At 64.3% G+C, this 14103-nt stretch carries 11 protein-coding genes; all 11 read left to right on the top strand.

Annotated features, from left to right (window positions below):
* Positions 1-11: 11 nt before the first annotated feature.
* A complete protein-coding gene (locus ACGYLX_RS10615) occupies positions 12-1538 on the top strand; it encodes a PAS-domain containing protein (protein ID WP_394449298.1) in 1527 nt (508 codons plus the stop codon).
* Positions 1539-1594: 56 nt separating this feature from the next.
* Positions 1595-2068: a tRNA (adenosine(37)-N6)-threonylcarbamoyltransferase complex ATPase subunit type 1 TsaE gene (gene tsaE / locus ACGYLX_RS10610; protein ID WP_394449295.1), complete on the top strand. Its 474-nt coding sequence runs from the start codon at positions 1595-1597 to the stop codon at positions 2066-2068.
* Positions 2065-3078, top strand: coding sequence for an aminoglycoside phosphotransferase family protein (locus tag ACGYLX_RS10605; RefSeq protein WP_394449292.1), 1014 nt, complete (start codon positions 2065-2067; stop codon positions 3076-3078). The genes tsaE and ACGYLX_RS10605 overlap by 4 nt, the downstream gene beginning before the upstream one ends.
* Positions 3051-3743, top strand: coding sequence for a nucleotidyltransferase family protein (locus ACGYLX_RS10600; protein WP_394449289.1), 693 nt, complete (start codon positions 3051-3053; stop codon positions 3741-3743). Before ACGYLX_RS10605 ends, ACGYLX_RS10600 begins: the two co-directional genes overlap by 28 nt.
* Entirely contained in the window at positions 3736-6693 is a 2958-nt protein-coding gene (gene addB / locus ACGYLX_RS10595; RefSeq protein ID WP_394449792.1) for a double-strand break repair protein AddB, read from the top strand. Before ACGYLX_RS10600 ends, addB begins: the two co-directional genes overlap by 8 nt.
* Positions 6690-10061, top strand: coding sequence for a double-strand break repair helicase AddA (gene addA / locus ACGYLX_RS10590; protein WP_394449286.1), 3372 nt, complete (start codon positions 6690-6692; stop codon positions 10059-10061). The genes addB and addA overlap by 4 nt, the downstream gene beginning before the upstream one ends.
* Positions 10062-10097: 36 nt before the next feature.
* The gene (trxA, locus tag ACGYLX_RS10585; protein ID WP_007118424.1) at positions 10098-10418 is read left to right on the top strand and encodes a thioredoxin; all 321 of its coding nucleotides are present in this window, start codon (positions 10098-10100) and stop codon (positions 10416-10418) included.
* 198 nt (positions 10419-10616) lie between these two features.
* Positions 10617-11177 carry an ATP-dependent protease subunit HslV gene (gene hslV, locus ACGYLX_RS10580; RefSeq protein ID WP_067623712.1) on the top strand — a complete coding sequence of 187 codons (561 nt, stop codon included), beginning with the start codon at positions 10617-10619 and terminating at the stop codon, positions 11175-11177.
* Positions 11174-12475, top strand: a complete 1302-nt coding sequence (gene hslU, locus ACGYLX_RS10575) for an ATP-dependent protease ATPase subunit HslU (RefSeq protein WP_394449283.1) — start codon at positions 11174-11176, stop codon at positions 12473-12475. Before hslV ends, hslU begins: the two co-directional genes overlap by 4 nt.
* 38 nt (positions 12476-12513) lie before the next feature.
* Positions 12514-13521 carry an MFS transporter gene (locus tag ACGYLX_RS10570; protein ID WP_394449280.1) on the top strand — a complete coding sequence of 336 codons (1008 nt, stop codon included), beginning with the start codon at positions 12514-12516 and terminating at the stop codon, positions 13519-13521.
* A 42-nt stretch (positions 13522-13563) separates the two neighbouring features.
* Positions 13564-14103: transposase (locus tag ACGYLX_RS10565; RefSeq protein WP_394449278.1), on the top strand; the 540-nt coding region annotated here is incomplete at its 3' end.

The raw sequence follows: 14103 nt of genomic DNA, 5'->3' as shown, positions 1-14103 counted from the left end.
GGGTTTCCGTCATGGCATTGCCGGATGTCATCATCGTGCTTGCCGCCGCCTCCGTCACCGCGCTGGCCGCTCTTTGGTGGCTCGGCACGGCTGCGGGGCGACCGGCGGCGGCACCCCCCGGCATCGATGATATGAGCCTGCTGTTCGAAGAGGGGCAGTTGGTTCATGGCTCCGACAGCGCGCTTACCCGCTTTGCCCTCGCCCCCGGCTACCACCAGTGGGAAGATATTCGCGATGCGCTGCTGTCGCGATTTCCCGAATTCCCCCGCACGCCCCGGCATGGGGCCACCGGCAAGTTGACCCTCAGGGCAGAGGATGGCGACAGCCCGTCGGAGCTGCGCATCACATGGCGCGACGCGCTCTGTTGGTTGCACCTGCCCCAGACCCGCGCGACCGAAGAGATCACGGAAGAGACGTTTCAGAAACTCGCCGCCCTGCGCCGGGCCAGCGAGACCAGCCCGAACCCAGCGTGGCAGACCGATGCCGCAGGCCGCATCATCTGGCACAACCGGGCCTACGGGGCCCTGAAACGCAAGGCTCCGGCCGATCCTGAATGCGGCGGCGCCGCATTGTTCAGCACGCCCTCGCCCGAACATCCCAACCGCGTATGCCTGCGCTGCGGCGATGGGGACAAACCAGATTGGTACGCGCTGACCACCACGACAGAGGACAATGTGCAGGTCTACCACGCCACCTGCATCAACGCCGTGGTCGCCGCCGAAGAGGCGCAGCGCAACTTCGTTCAAACCCTTGCCAAGACCTTTGCCCATCTGTCCATCGGACTGGCGATTTTTGACCGCAACGGGCAGTTGGCCCTGTTCAACCCTGCCCTGGTTGACCTGACCGCCCTGCCCGCCCCCTTTCTCAGCGCCCGACCGACGATGGTGTCCTTTTTCGATCAGCTGCGCGAAAGCCGCCGCATGCCGGAGCCGAAGAATTACAAGAATTGGCGTCACGAAATCGCCGAAGTTATCGCCGCCGCAACCGATGGCCGCTATCAAGAGACTTGGTCGCTGGAGAACGGCCAGACCTACAGCATCCGGGGCCGGCCCCACCCCGATGGCGCCACCGCTTTCCTGATCGAAGACATCACCGCCGAGGTGACCCTAACCCGCAACTTCCGAGCCGAACTTGAACAAAGCCAAAGCCTGCTCGACACGCTCGAAGATGGTTTCGCCGTTTTCTCTGCCTCCGGCGTGCTGACCTTCTGCAATGCCGCCTATCGCGCCCGGTGGAAACAAGACCCGGACAAAAGCTTTGCCGAGATCACCATCGACGATGCGATCCGGGTCTGGCAGGAAATGTCGGCGGCCAATCCGCTCTGGCCCGATGTTGTGGATTTCGTCATGGGCAGGGGCGACCGCGCGGGCTGGAACATGCCCATCTACCCGCATCAGGGCGCGCCGCTTTCTTGCGAGGTCTCGGCCATCGCATCCGGTGCCACGCTCATACGCTTTCGCCCGATCCCCGTCGGCGCGGGCCGTTCGGAGCCTACCAATGCCCCTTCGGCGGCCGACCGGCGGCAACCCTCCAACTAGGTCACTCCCAGCCGCTTTAATCTTGCGGCTGCGCGTCGGGACGCTAAGCATGGGGCATGTCCGACGATACCCTTTCCCTCCCGCTCAGCGGCCCCGATGACACCGCTGGGCGCGCCCGGCAACTGGCCCGCCGCCTGTCTCCCGGCGATGTCATCCTGCTCAGCGGCGATGTCGGCGCGGGCAAGACCCATTTCGCCCGCGCGCTGATCACCGAATTGCTCGACCACCACGAGGATATCCCCTCGCCCACCTTCACCTTGGTGCAGACCTATGACACGGCAAGCAGCGCGATCTGGCACGCCGATCTCTACCGGCTGACCTCCACCCATGAGATTGAGGAGCTCGGGCTGATCGACGCCTTTCACGATGCGATCTGTCTGGTGGAATGGCCGGACCGTCTGGGCCCGCTCGCCCCAGCCAACGCCCTAGAGATCAGCCTTAGCCCCGGCACCGAAGAAGACAGCCGCAGGCTGACCGCAGAATGGTCCGGCGGCGATTGGGCCGAGAAGCTGGCGGCGTGGCGCAAATGACCGAACGCGCCGCATTGATCAAAGGTTTTTTGCAAACCGCGGGCTGGGCCGAAGCCTCCCGCAAGCTGCTGGCAGGCGATGCCTCCAACCGGCGGTATGACCGGTTGTGCAAAGCGAATGGAGCGCGCGCCATCCTGATGGACGCCCCACCGGAACGCGGCGAAGACGTGCGACCCTTCCGTCATGTCGCCGCGCATCTGGCAGGCTGCGGTCTCAGCGCGCCCGAGATTTACCATGCGGACAATGACAACGGTCTGCTGCTGATCGAAGACCTTGGCGATGACCTCTTTGCGCGGCTCATGGCGGCGGATCCGGCTCGGGAACTCCTCCTCTACCGCGCGGCGGCTGACGTTTTGGTCAAACTGCACGCTGCCCCCCTGCCGGATCTGCCAATGTGCGATGCCGATTGGCTGACCGATATGGCGGCCCCTGCCTTCGACTTCTACGCGCCCACAGGCGGGCAGAGCGCAAACGCCGCTTTCGCGCAAGTTTTCCGCCCCCTCGCCGCAGCGTTGGATGACGGCCCGAAGGTCGTGATCCTGCGCGATTATCACGCCGAGAACCTGCTTTGGCTGCCAGAGCGCGAAGGGGCGGCGCGGGTCGGTTTGCTGGATTTTCAAGACGCGCTGCTCGGCCACCCGGCCTATGATCTCGTCTCGATCCTGCAAGACGCCCGCCGCGATGTGCCCCGGGCGGTGGAGGCGCAGATCATCGACGATTACCTTGCCCAAACCGGACAGGCGGAAACCCCCTTCCGCCGCGCCTATGCGCTACTCGGCGCCCAGCGCAATCTGCGCATCTTGGGGGTCTTTGCGCGCCTTTGTTTGCGCGACGGCAAACCGCATTACGTCGATCTGATCCCCCGCGTCTGGCAGCATCTGCAACATAACCTGCGCCATCCCGCGCTTGCCGATGTGGCGGAGGCAATCGCAGGCGTGCTGCCCCCGCCGACCCCCGAATTTCTGGAGCAACTGAAAAGCCAATGCGCGACAATCCCGACGCCATCATGATGTTCGCGGCCGGGTTCGGCACGCGTATGAAACATCTCACCCAGAGCCAACCCAAGCCCATGGTGCCAGTCGCGGGCCGCCCCTTGATTGACCATACGCTCGATCTTGCCCGCGGGATTACGCCTGCGCGGATCGTGGCGAACCTGCACTACCTGCCCGACCAGTTAGAGGCACATCTGAAAGCGCAGGATGTACAAACGGTGATCGAAACGCCCCAGATCCTCGACACCGGCGGCGGGCTGCGCAACGCGTTGCCGCTGTTGGGCGCGGGACCCGTTTTCACCATGAACAGTGACGCAATTTGGGCTGGGGCGAACCCGCTCAGGATGCTGCGCGACGCATGGGATCCGGCACGGATGGACGCGCTTTTGATGACCGTGCCGTTGGAGAACACCCTTGGCCATGGCGGCACGGGCGACTTTACCCGCGCCGCGGATGGCCGCCTGCAACGGGGGCCGGGCGAGGTCTATGGCGGGGTGCAGATCATCAAGACCGATCTGCTGGCCGATATTGAAGCCGAGGCATTCTCGCTCAACCTGCTGTGGGACATGATGCTTAAGCGCGAAACGCTCTTTGGCCTGCCCTATCCCGGGCGCTGGTGCGATGTGGGGCACCCGGGCGGCATTCCCCTTGCCGAAAGCCTATTGGCAGGTGCCGATGTTTGAGCCGCAGGACAGCCCCCGCGTCTTTGGCCTTGCCCCAGGTGTCGACTTTCCGCGCGGGCTGGTGCGCGGGCTTTGCGACCGGTTGGAAAATGGCCCACCCGAAGCGATGGCCCGTGTCGAGTTGCTGGTCAACACCAACCGCATGGCCCGCCGGTTGCGTCATGATTTCGATGCGGGCCCGGCGGGGTTTCTACCGCGCATCCGGCTGATCACCGACCTTGATGCATTAGCCCCCGGCATCGCACTGCCCGCCCCGACACCGCCGCTGCAACGGCGGCTGGAACTCATTCAACTGGTGTCGCGCCTGCTGGATGCCGCACCCGATCTCGCGCCGCGTGCCTCGCTCTATGCGCTGTCGGACAGTCTTGCGGGGCTGATCGACGAAATGCAGGGCGAAGGCGTCTCGCCCGAGACGGTGGCCGGGCTGGACGTCGGCAACCTCTCTGCCCATTGGGAGCGGGCACAGCAGTTCCTCGCTATCGCGCATGACTATCTGGGCCAAACCACCACCCGTCCGGATGCCGAAGCGCGTCGGCGGCAGTTGGTCGCCCGGATCATCGCCCGTTGGCAGGACGCGCCACCGCAGCATCCGGTGATCCTTGCCGGGTCCACCGGCTCGCGCGGGACCACCGCGCTGTTGATGGAGGCCGTGGCTCGCCTGCCGCAAGGCGCGATCATCCTGCCGGGGTTCGATTTCGAGATGCCAACCGCCGTTTGGAACGAGTTGGATCAGGCGCTGCTGGCCGAGGATCACCCGCAATACCGGTTCCGCAAGTTGATGAACATGACCGGCGTTGCACGCGGCGCAGTTGAGCCTTGGTGCGAGATGCCTCCGGTCTCCACCGCGCGTAACAAGCTGGTCTCGCTATCCCTCCGGCCCGCGCCCGTCACCCATGCCTGGCTGAACGAAGGGCCGAAGCTGGAAGACCTGCAAGGTGCCACCGCCGACATTACCCTGATCGAAGCGCCCACCCCCCGGGTCGAGGCTTTGGCCATCGCGCTGCGCCTGCGCCAAGCTGCCGAGGATGGTGTGAAGGCCGCCTTGATCACCCCCGACCGGATGCTCACCCGGCAGGTCACCGCAGCGCTCGACCGGTGGGGCATTCTGCCCGATGACAGCGCCGGGATGCCGCTGCAACTCTCCCCGCCGGGGCGGTTCTTGCGCCATGTGGCGGCGCTGTTCGTCCGAAAATTGGATGCCGAAGCGCTGTTGACCCTGTTGAAACACCCGCTGACCCACAGCGGCGCGGGGCGGAATTTCCACCAGCTCTATACCCAGCGCTTGGAGGCTGAGATCCGCCGCCATGGGCTGCCCTACCCCGACGCCGAAGGCTTGGCCGAGATTGCAGAGCGCGCCGCGAAACGGATGGAAGACCCCAGCGGGTTCCGCGATTGGGTCGCTTGGCTGGGCGAAGTTTTCCCCGGCCATGCCACCCCCGGAGAGCGGCCCCTGCCCGAATGCGTCGCCGCGCATCTGGCGCTGGCCGAACGGATCGCCGCCGGGCAACCCGCCGATCCCGACCATCTACTTTGGCAGCAGGGCGCAGGCATCGCGGCTGAGGCGGTGATGGCGAACCTCACGGAACATGCAGCCCACGGCGGGGCGATGAACGCCGCCGATTATGCCGATCTCTTGGGCGCGCTCTTGGCCCAAGAAGAGGTGCGCGAGGCCGATACCCCCCATCCCGACATCATGATCTGGGGCACGATGGAGGCGCGGGTGCAGGGGGCCGAGCTGGTCATCCTTGGCGGTTTGAACGAAGGCACATGGCCCGAAGCACCGCCGCCCGATCCATGGCTCAACCGTCAAATGCGCGAGAAGGCCGGGCTGCTGCTGCCCGAACGGCGCATCGGCCTGTCGGCGCATGACTATCAACAGGCCATCGCCAGCCCCGAGGTTTGGATCACCCGCGCGATCCGCTCGGACGAGGCCGAGATGGTGCCGTCACGCTGGCTGAACCGATTGGGCAACCTGCTGGGCGGCTTGGGCGACACCGGCGGGCCGGAGGCGTGGAAGGCCATGCAGCAGCGCGGCAACCGCTGGCTGGATCAGGTGCGCGCCTTGGAAGCGGTAGAGCGCACCGCCCCGGCCACGCGCCCCTCGCCCCGCCCGCCGCGCGCGGCGCGCCCCCGCAAGCTGTCAGTGACCGAGATCAAGACGCTGATCCGCGATCCTTACGCGATCTATGCCAAACACAGCCTGAAACTGCGCCCGATCAACCCGCTGGTGCAATCGCCCGATGCGCCGGTGCGCGGCATCGTCCTGCACCGCATCATGGAAGATTTCGTCAAACTGGTGGCCCGCGATCCGGCACGGCTGACCCGCGACACGCTGATGCAAGTGGCCGCCGAGGTGCTGGAGGAAGAAGCCCCCTGGCCCGCCGCCCGCGCCATGTGGCTGGCCCGTATCGACCGGATCGCCGATTGGTTCATCGCCCGCGAAAGCCAACGCGCCGCATTCTCCAGCCCCGTCGCCTTCGAACAGGGCGCGCGCGGCAGCTACACCTTTGCCGACCTCGGCTTTACCCTCAGCGGCTTTGCTGACCGGATCGACCAGACCGATGACGGCGATGTGCTGATCTACGACTACAAAACCGGCACCCCGCCCGGCAAAAAAGAGCAGCGGCTGTTCGACAAGCAACTCTTGATCGAAGCGGCGATGGTCGAACGGGGCGGTTTTCCCGAGGTGGGCGTGGCCCATGTGGCCCATGCCGCCTTTATCGGTCTTGGGTCGAAACCCGTCGAAGTCCCCGCCCCGCTTGAAGAGGAGAACCCGCAAGAGGTGCTGGCCGGTCTGCACGCGCTGCTCTCGCGCTACCTCGATGAGGGGCAGGGCTTTACCGCGCGGCGGATGGTGCAAAGTGATGCCTTTGCCGGAAACTTTGACCAACTGGCGCGGTTCGGGGAATGGGATGGCACCAGCCCCGCCCGTCCGGAGGATCTGGAATGATGCGTGATTTCAACGACGCCACCCGCGCCCAGATCGAAGCGGCGCGGCCCGATGCCTCCACCTGGCTGACCGCCAACGCGGGCTCTGGCAAGACCCGCGTGCTGACCGACCGCGTGGCACGGCTGCTGCTCGACGACGTGGAGCCGCAGCACATCCTTTGCCTGACCTATACCAAAGCCGCTGCCTCGGAGATGCAGAACCGCCTGTTCAAACGCTTGGGCGAATGGGCGATGCTGAAAGACGCGGCACTGCGCAGCGCCTTGGCCGATCTTGGCGTTCAGGGCGAATTGACGCCTGAGCAACTGCGCAATGCCCGCACCCTTTTTGCCCGCGCGATCGAGACGCCCGGCGGGCTGAAAATTCAGACCATCCACTCTTTCTGCGCGGCCCTTCTGCGCCGCTTCCCGCTGGAGGCGCAGGTCAGCCCGCAATTCACCGAGATCGAAGACCGCGCCGCCGATCTGCTGCGGGCCGAGATCGTCGATGAGATGGCCGAAGGCGAAGACGCCCCGCTGGTCGCCGAGATCGCGCGGCACTACACGGGCGAAGATTTCGCCAGCCTTACCCGCAGCATCGTGGGCCAACGCGATGCCTTCACCACGCCCCGCTCTTGGGCCGAGATTCTAGCGCTTTTCGCCCAGCCCGAAGACCTGACCGAAGACAAAATCGCGGCTTCAGTCTTCCTTGGCAGCGAAGCGGCGATGATGGCCGAGATCATCCCCCATCTGCTGGCCAAAGGCGGCAATGACGGCAAGGCGGGCGCGGCGCTGCAAGAGATCGACCGCTATGATCTGTCCGCCCTGCCCCAGCTTGAAAACATCCTTCTGACCGGCAGCGGCGCCAAGGCGCCCTTCACCGCCAAAATCGGCAGTTTCCCGACCAAGCCGACGCAAAAGGTCATCGCCGAACAGATGCCGCAGCTTGAGCAATTGATGCAGCGCGTCGAAGACGCCCGCGAAGCGCGGCTGGCGCTGAAGGCGGCGCGCAAATCCTATGTGCTCCACCGTTTCGCGGCCCGCTTTCTTGAACGCTACGCGGATGAGAAGCAAAAGCGCGGCTGGCTCGACTTTGACGATCTGATCCTCAAAGCCCGCGCCTTGCTGACCGACAAGGCCGTGGCCGCTTGGGTGTTGTTCCGCATCGACGGCGGCATCGACCATATCCTTGTCGACGAGGCGCAGGACACCTCGCCCCGGCAATGGGACGTGATCGAACGGCTGACAGATGAATTTTACTCCGGCGCCGGGGCGCGTAACGAGGTGGATCGCACCCTCTTCGTCGTGGGCGACAAGAAGCAATCGATCTACTCTTTCCAAGGCGCGGACCCCGAAGAGCTGGACCGCAAAGGCACGACATTCGAACAGAAGATCGGTGAGGCGGGCCAGTTTTTCCAGCGCCGCAGTCTTGCCTATTCCTTCCGCTCCTCTTCGGCGATTTTGCAAGCGGTCGATGGGGTTTTCGACCCCGCGATCCAGACCGGCTTTACCAATGACGGCCATATGGCCTTCAAAGATCGCCTGCCCGGCCGCGTCGATCTTTGGCCCTTCATCGAAAAGGCGGGCCCAGACGATGAAGGCGATTGGACCGACCCCGTCGACCGGCGCAGCGCGCGGCATCACACGGTGCAACTGGCCGAACGCATCGCCCGGCGCATCAAGGAGCTGACGACCGAGGAACATTACCTCCCCGACGACAGCAAGGGCGGCTTGGCACGGCGGCGCATCCAACCGGGGGATTTTCTGATCCTCGTGCAGCGCCGCTCGGCCTTGTTTTCCGAGATTATCCGCGCCTGCAAGGCGGCGGAACTGCCCATCGCCGGGGCTGACAGGCTCAAGGTTGGGGCCGAACTGGCGGTGCGCGATCTGGCAGCGATCCTGTCGTTCCTTGCCACGCCGGACGACGATCTATCGCTTGCCACCGCGCTGAAATCGCCGCTTTTCGGCTGGTCGGAACAAGAGCTTTTCACCCTCGCCCATTACCGCAAAGAGGATCACCTCTGGCAAGCCTTGCGCAACCAGACCGAGGCCCACGCCGCCACCCTCGCCGTGCTGCGCGACCTGCGCGGGCACGTCGATTACCTGCGCCCCTACGATCTGATCGAACGCATCCTCACCCGCCACGATGGGCGCCGCAAGCTGCTGGCACGGTTGGGGCCAGAGGCCGAGGATGGGATCAACGCGATGCTGAGCCAAGCGCTGTCTTACGAGCGCGGCACGGTGCCCAGCCTGACCGGGTTCCTGCAATGGATGCAGACCGATGATCTGGAAATCAAACGTCAGATCGACAGCGCGTCGAACCAGATCCGGGTGATGACGGTGCATGGTGCCAAGGGTCTGGAAGCGCCAATTGTGATCCTGCCCGACACCGGGCGGCGTGATGTGACGATCAAGGATGAGATCATCACCGTTGACGGCACCCCCGTCTGGAAAGCCCCGGCGGATGACATGCCCCAGCCCATGCGCGTCCGGCTGGACGAGATGAAAGAGGCCGCGCTGCAAGAGCGGCTTCGCCTGTTCTATGTCGCCATGACGCGGGCCGAAAAATGGCTGATCGTGGCCGCGGCGGGGGAATTGTCGAAAGATGAATCCTCTTGGTATCAAATCACCGCTGCCGCTCTGGCCCGGCTCCGGGCCGAACCTTTGGGCGACGATGGCACGCTGCGCTATCAACAGGGCGATTGGGATGCGCTCGACATCATAGAGACGCCTGAGAAAACCATCACAACGCCTAGGTTAGACCCTGTTTTCGCCCGCTCCGCCCCCTCCCCCAAGGGAGAGGATAAGACCCTGTCGCCCTCAGATCTCGGCGGAGCCAAGGCGCTCGCGGGTGAGGCCGGGCTCGATATGGACACTGCGTTGAACTATGGCACGCTGGTCCATGAGTTGCTGGAACATCTGCCGCTCATGGGGCCGGATGCCCGCGAGATCTTTCTGGAGCGGTTGGCCCGCTCACACCCCGCCGAGATGATCGCCCGCGCGGAAGATGAGGCGGAAGCGGTGCTGAACTCCCCTGCCCTCGCCCCATTGTTTGCCGAGACAACCCTCGCCGAAGTGCCCGTGACCGGCGGCCTCGGAGACCAGCGCCTGCATGGCACGATCGACCGTTTGGTGATCGCCGAGGATCGCATCCTCGCCGTCGATTTCAAGACCAACCGCGTGGTCCCCGGCACGGCTGAGGCCTGCCCCGACGGGCTGCTGCGCCAGATGGGGGCCTATGCCCATATGCTGCGCCAGATCTACCCGGATCGGCGGATCGAGACGGCCATTCTATGGACCGCGACCCCCGCGCTTATGGTGTTACCCAACGATATCGTGACAAATGCCCTGCGCGCCCTGCCATATCTTGACGCCACTGCCGTGCATTCATAGGTTCAGGCCTCAACCCATTCCTGTCAGGAGAGCATCATGGCAACCGTCGCAGTCACCGACGACACTTTCGACGCCGAAGTCAAAAATTCGGACATTCCGGTTCTGGTCGATTTCTGGGCCGAATGGTGCGGCCCGTGCAAACAGATCGGCCCTTCGCTGGAAGAGCTGTCGGATGAAATGAACGGTCGCGTGAAGATCGTCAAAGTCAACGTCGACGAAAACCCGAACTCGCCCGCCCAAGTCGGCGTGCGCGGCATCCCGGCGCTGTTCATCTTCAAGGACGGGCAGGTCGTGTCCAACCTCGCCGGTGCGCGCCCCAAGGCGGCCCTGCAAAGCTGGATCGAAGAATCCATCTAAGGCCAACGCCTTAGGCATTGAGTTACGAAAACGGGCGTCCTTCGGGGCGCCCTTTTCATTTGGGCAAAGCCGCTGGCCACTGCACCGCAAGCGTGCCCCCGCATCACAAGCGGCAGCCCTGCCCCACGCGCAACCGGCGCTGCCCTTGTCCTGCCCTGCCACGGGGGCCATATAGAGCGCCAAGCGACAGGAGGCCCCATGGCACAGAACGACGATTTCCCCGGTTGGCACGGGACCACGATCATTGGCGTCAAAAAAGGCGGCGAAGTGGTGATTGCCGGTGACGGACAGGTCAGCCTCGGCCAGACCGTGATCAAAGGCACCGCGCGCAAGGTGCGCAAGCTCAGCCCCGGCGGCTATGACGTGGTGGCGGGGTTTGCGGGCTCCACGGCGGATGCCTTTACCCTGCTGGAACGGTTGGAGGCCAAGTTGGAAGCGACACCGGGTCAATTGGCCCGTGCCAGTGTCGAATTGGCCAAGGACTGGCGCACCGATAAATACCTGCAAAAGCTCGAAGCGATGCTGATCGTGACCGACGGGAAAGACCTGCTGGTCATCACCGGCGCGGGCGATGTGCTGGAGCCGGAGCATGAGGTCGCCGCCATCGGATCGGGCGGGAACTATGCCCTCGCCGCTGCGCGCGGCATGATGGACAGCGACCGGGACGCCGAAACCATTGCCCGTGATGCCATGGCGATCGCCGCCGACATCTGCGTCTACACCAACGGCAAACTCACCGTGGAGAAAATCACCGCATGACCGACCTGACCCCCCGCGAGATCGTATCCGAACTGGACCGCTATATCATCGGCCAGAACGACGCCAAACGCGCCGTGGCCGTGGCCCTGCGCAACCGCTGGCGCCGCAAGCAGCTAAGCGATGACCTGCGCGACGAAGTCTACCCGAAGAACATCCTGATGATCGGCCCCACCGGCGTGGGCAAGACCGAGATCAGCCGCCGTCTGGCGAAACTGGCCCGCGCGCCCTTCATCAAGATCGAGGCGACGAAATTCACCGAAGTCGGCTATGTCGGCCGTGATGTGGAACAGATCATCCGCGATCTGGTGGACAGCTCTATCGCCATGACCCGCGAGTTCATGCGCGAAGACGTTAAAGCCAAGGCCGAACAGGCCGCCGAGGACCGTGTCATCGACGCCATCGCCGGCACCGATGCCCGCGACGGCACGCGCGAGATGTTCCGCAAGAAGCTCCGCGCGGGTGAGCTTGATGACACGATGATCGAGCTTGAGGTCGCCGATACCTCCAGCCCCTTCCCGGCGATGGATATTCCCGGCCAGCAGGGCATGGGGATGATGAACCTCGGTGACATCTTTGGCAAAGCCATGGGCGGGCGCACCACCAAGAAGCGCATGGCCGTGGCCGACAGCTATGAGGTGCTGGTCGGCGAAGAGGCCGACAAACTGCTCGACGACGAAGCCGTGAACCGCGCCGCGATTGAGGCGGTGGAGCAGAACGGCATCGTGTTCCTAGACGAGATCGACAAGGTCTGCGCCCGGTCGGACGCGCGCGGCGGTGATGTTTCACGTGAAGGGGTGCAGCGCGACCTGCTGCCGCTGATCGAAGGCACCGTGGTCTCGACAAAATACGGACCGGTAAAGACCGACCACACCCTCTTCATCGCCTCGGGCGCGTTCCATATCGCCAAGCCTTCGGACCTTTTGCCCGAGTTGCAGGGCCGTCTGCCGATCCGCGTCGAACTGCGGGCGCTGACCGAGGATGATTTCGTCCGCATCCTGACCGAGACCGACAATGCGCTGACGCGGCAGTACACCGCCCTGATGGGGACGGAAGAACTGACCGTGACCTTCACCGAAGAGGGCATCGCGGCGCTGGCCAAGATCGCGGCAGAGGTCAACACCACGGTCGAGAATATTGGCGCGCGGCGGCTTTACACGGTGATGGAACGGGTCTTCGAAGAAGTCTCCTTCGACGCGCCTGATCGCTCGGGGCAAGAGATCACCGTCGATGCCGATTTCGTTGAAAAGAACCTTGGCGAACTGACCCGATCCACCGATCTCAGCCGCTACGTTCTTTAGGGCTTTCCTTTCCTCCATGCCCCGGCGATGAAAGGGGCATGGAATACCTCTCATTTCTGCGGCGCAACTGGCTGTTTCTACTGGCCGGTTTCCTGCTGACCTTCACCTCGTCCTACGGGCAAACCTATTTTATCTCGCTCTTTGCGGGGGCGGTGAAGGGCGACTTTGGCCTGAGCGACGGCCAATGGGGCGGCATCTATACCATCGGCACGACGTTGTCGGCCATCACCATGGTCTGGGCCGGGGTGCTGACGGACCGCTTTCGCGTACGGGCGCTGGCCCTTGGCGTGATGCTGGCGCTGGCGGGCGCCTGTTTGGCGATGGCGGCGGTGCCGAATTGGATCGCGCTGATCTTTGTCATCTACGCATTGCGGCTGACCGGGCAGGGGATGATGTCTCAGCTTGGGCAGGTCGCCATGGTGCGCTGGTTTGAGGCATCGCGCGGCAAGGCGCTTTCGCTATCCTCAATGGGTTTCGCCGCTGGTCAGGCATTTCTGCCGGTGATCTTCGTGGCGCTTTTCGCCAGCTTCCACTGGCGCAGCCTTTGGGTACTGGCCGCGGTGCTGGTGCTACTGACAATCCCGGTGATCCTGATGCTGCTGCGGCAAGAGCGCACCCCGCAAAGCATGGCCGATCAGGCGCAGCGCGCGGGTATGAAAGGGCGGCATTGGACCCGGGCCGAGATGTTCCGCTCGGGCCTGTTCTGGATGATTATCCCGCTGGCCATCGGTCCCGCGGCATGGGGCACGGCCCTGTTCTTTCAGCAGGTGCATCTGACCCAAGTAAAGGGATGGGCCTTGGTCGAATTCGTGGCTTTGATGCCGGTCTATACAATCTCGGCGGTGGCCTCGACCTTCCTCTCGGGCTGGGCGATCGACCGTTTCGGCGTCAGCCGCGTTGTGCCGGTGATGATGCTGCCCTTTGCCCTGTCATTCGCGGTGCTCGCCTATGGTAGTGCCCCACCCCGTGGTGTAGGAGGCCGCGCGCGAAGCCATTGGCTTAGCGCAGCGCGCGGCCGGGCTGGCGGCCACCGCGTTTCTTCGTAGTCTGAGGTTGCTCAAAGACCGACGACAACGAAGGAGAACACGATGACCAACCCCATAATCGACCTTCCGGGGGTGATCGCCAAGAGCGATGACGCAGATTTTCTGCGCGAGCTGATCCAGGACGCCGCGCAGCGGCTTATGGACATCGAAGTGGCCGCTGTCTGCGGCGCCGCGCATGGCGAGCGCAGCCCGGACCGCGAGAACCAGCGTAACGGCTATCGGCCGCGACAGTGGGATACCCGGGCGGGGACCATCGGCCTGAACATCCCGAAGCTACGTAAAGGCAGTTACTTCCCGACCTTCCTCGAGCCGCGCAGGACCGCCGAGAAGGCGCTGATGGCGGTGATCCAGGAGGCCTATATCCAAGGCGTCTCCACCCGCGCGGTGGATGACCTGGTGCGCGCCATGGGGCTGTCCGGCACTTCGAAGAGCCAGGTGTCACGGCTATGCGAGGAGATCGACGAGCGGGTGCAGGCGTTCCTGAACCGCCCCCTCGAGGGCGATTGGCCCTTCCTCTGGCTGGACGCTACCTACGTAAAGCTGCGCGAGGGCGGGCGGATCGTATCCATGGCGGTGATAGTG

The sequence above is a fragment of the Sulfitobacter sp. 1A13496 genome (assembly GCF_043557225.1).
Classification (GTDB): Bacteria; Pseudomonadota; Alphaproteobacteria; order Rhodobacterales; family Rhodobacteraceae; genus Sulfitobacter; species Sulfitobacter faviae.
The sequence above is the reverse complement of the archived record's forward strand: the minus strand, read 5'-3'. Positions and strand labels throughout refer to the sequence as shown.

Bases quoted from the DNA above. Each gene is read 5' to 3' on its own strand.
- ACGYLX_RS10615 (WP_394449298.1), top strand. From the start codon at position 12: ATGGCATTGCCGGATGTCATCATCGTGCTTGCCGCCGCCTCCGTCACC.
- tsaE (WP_394449295.1), top strand. From the start codon at position 1,595: ATGTCCGACGATACCCTTTCCCTCCCGCTCAGCGGCCCCGATGACACC.
- ACGYLX_RS10605 (WP_394449292.1), top strand. From the start codon at position 2,065: ATGACCGAACGCGCCGCATTGATCAAAGGTTTTTTGCAAACCGCGGGC.
- ACGYLX_RS10600 (WP_394449289.1), top strand. From the start codon at position 3,051: ATGCGCGACAATCCCGACGCCATCATGATGTTCGCGGCCGGGTTCGGC.
- addB (WP_394449792.1), top strand. From the start codon at position 3,736: ATGTTTGAGCCGCAGGACAGCCCCCGCGTCTTTGGCCTTGCCCCAGGT.
- addA (WP_394449286.1), top strand. From the start codon at position 6,690: ATGATGCGTGATTTCAACGACGCCACCCGCGCCCAGATCGAAGCGGCG.
- trxA (WP_007118424.1), top strand. From the start codon at position 10,098: ATGGCAACCGTCGCAGTCACCGACGACACTTTCGACGCCGAAGTCAAA.
- hslV (WP_067623712.1), top strand. From the start codon at position 10,617: ATGGCACAGAACGACGATTTCCCCGGTTGGCACGGGACCACGATCATT.
- hslU (WP_394449283.1), top strand. From the start codon at position 11,174: ATGACCGACCTGACCCCCCGCGAGATCGTATCCGAACTGGACCGCTAT.
- ACGYLX_RS10570 (WP_394449280.1), top strand. From the start codon at position 12,514: ATGGAATACCTCTCATTTCTGCGGCGCAACTGGCTGTTTCTACTGGCC.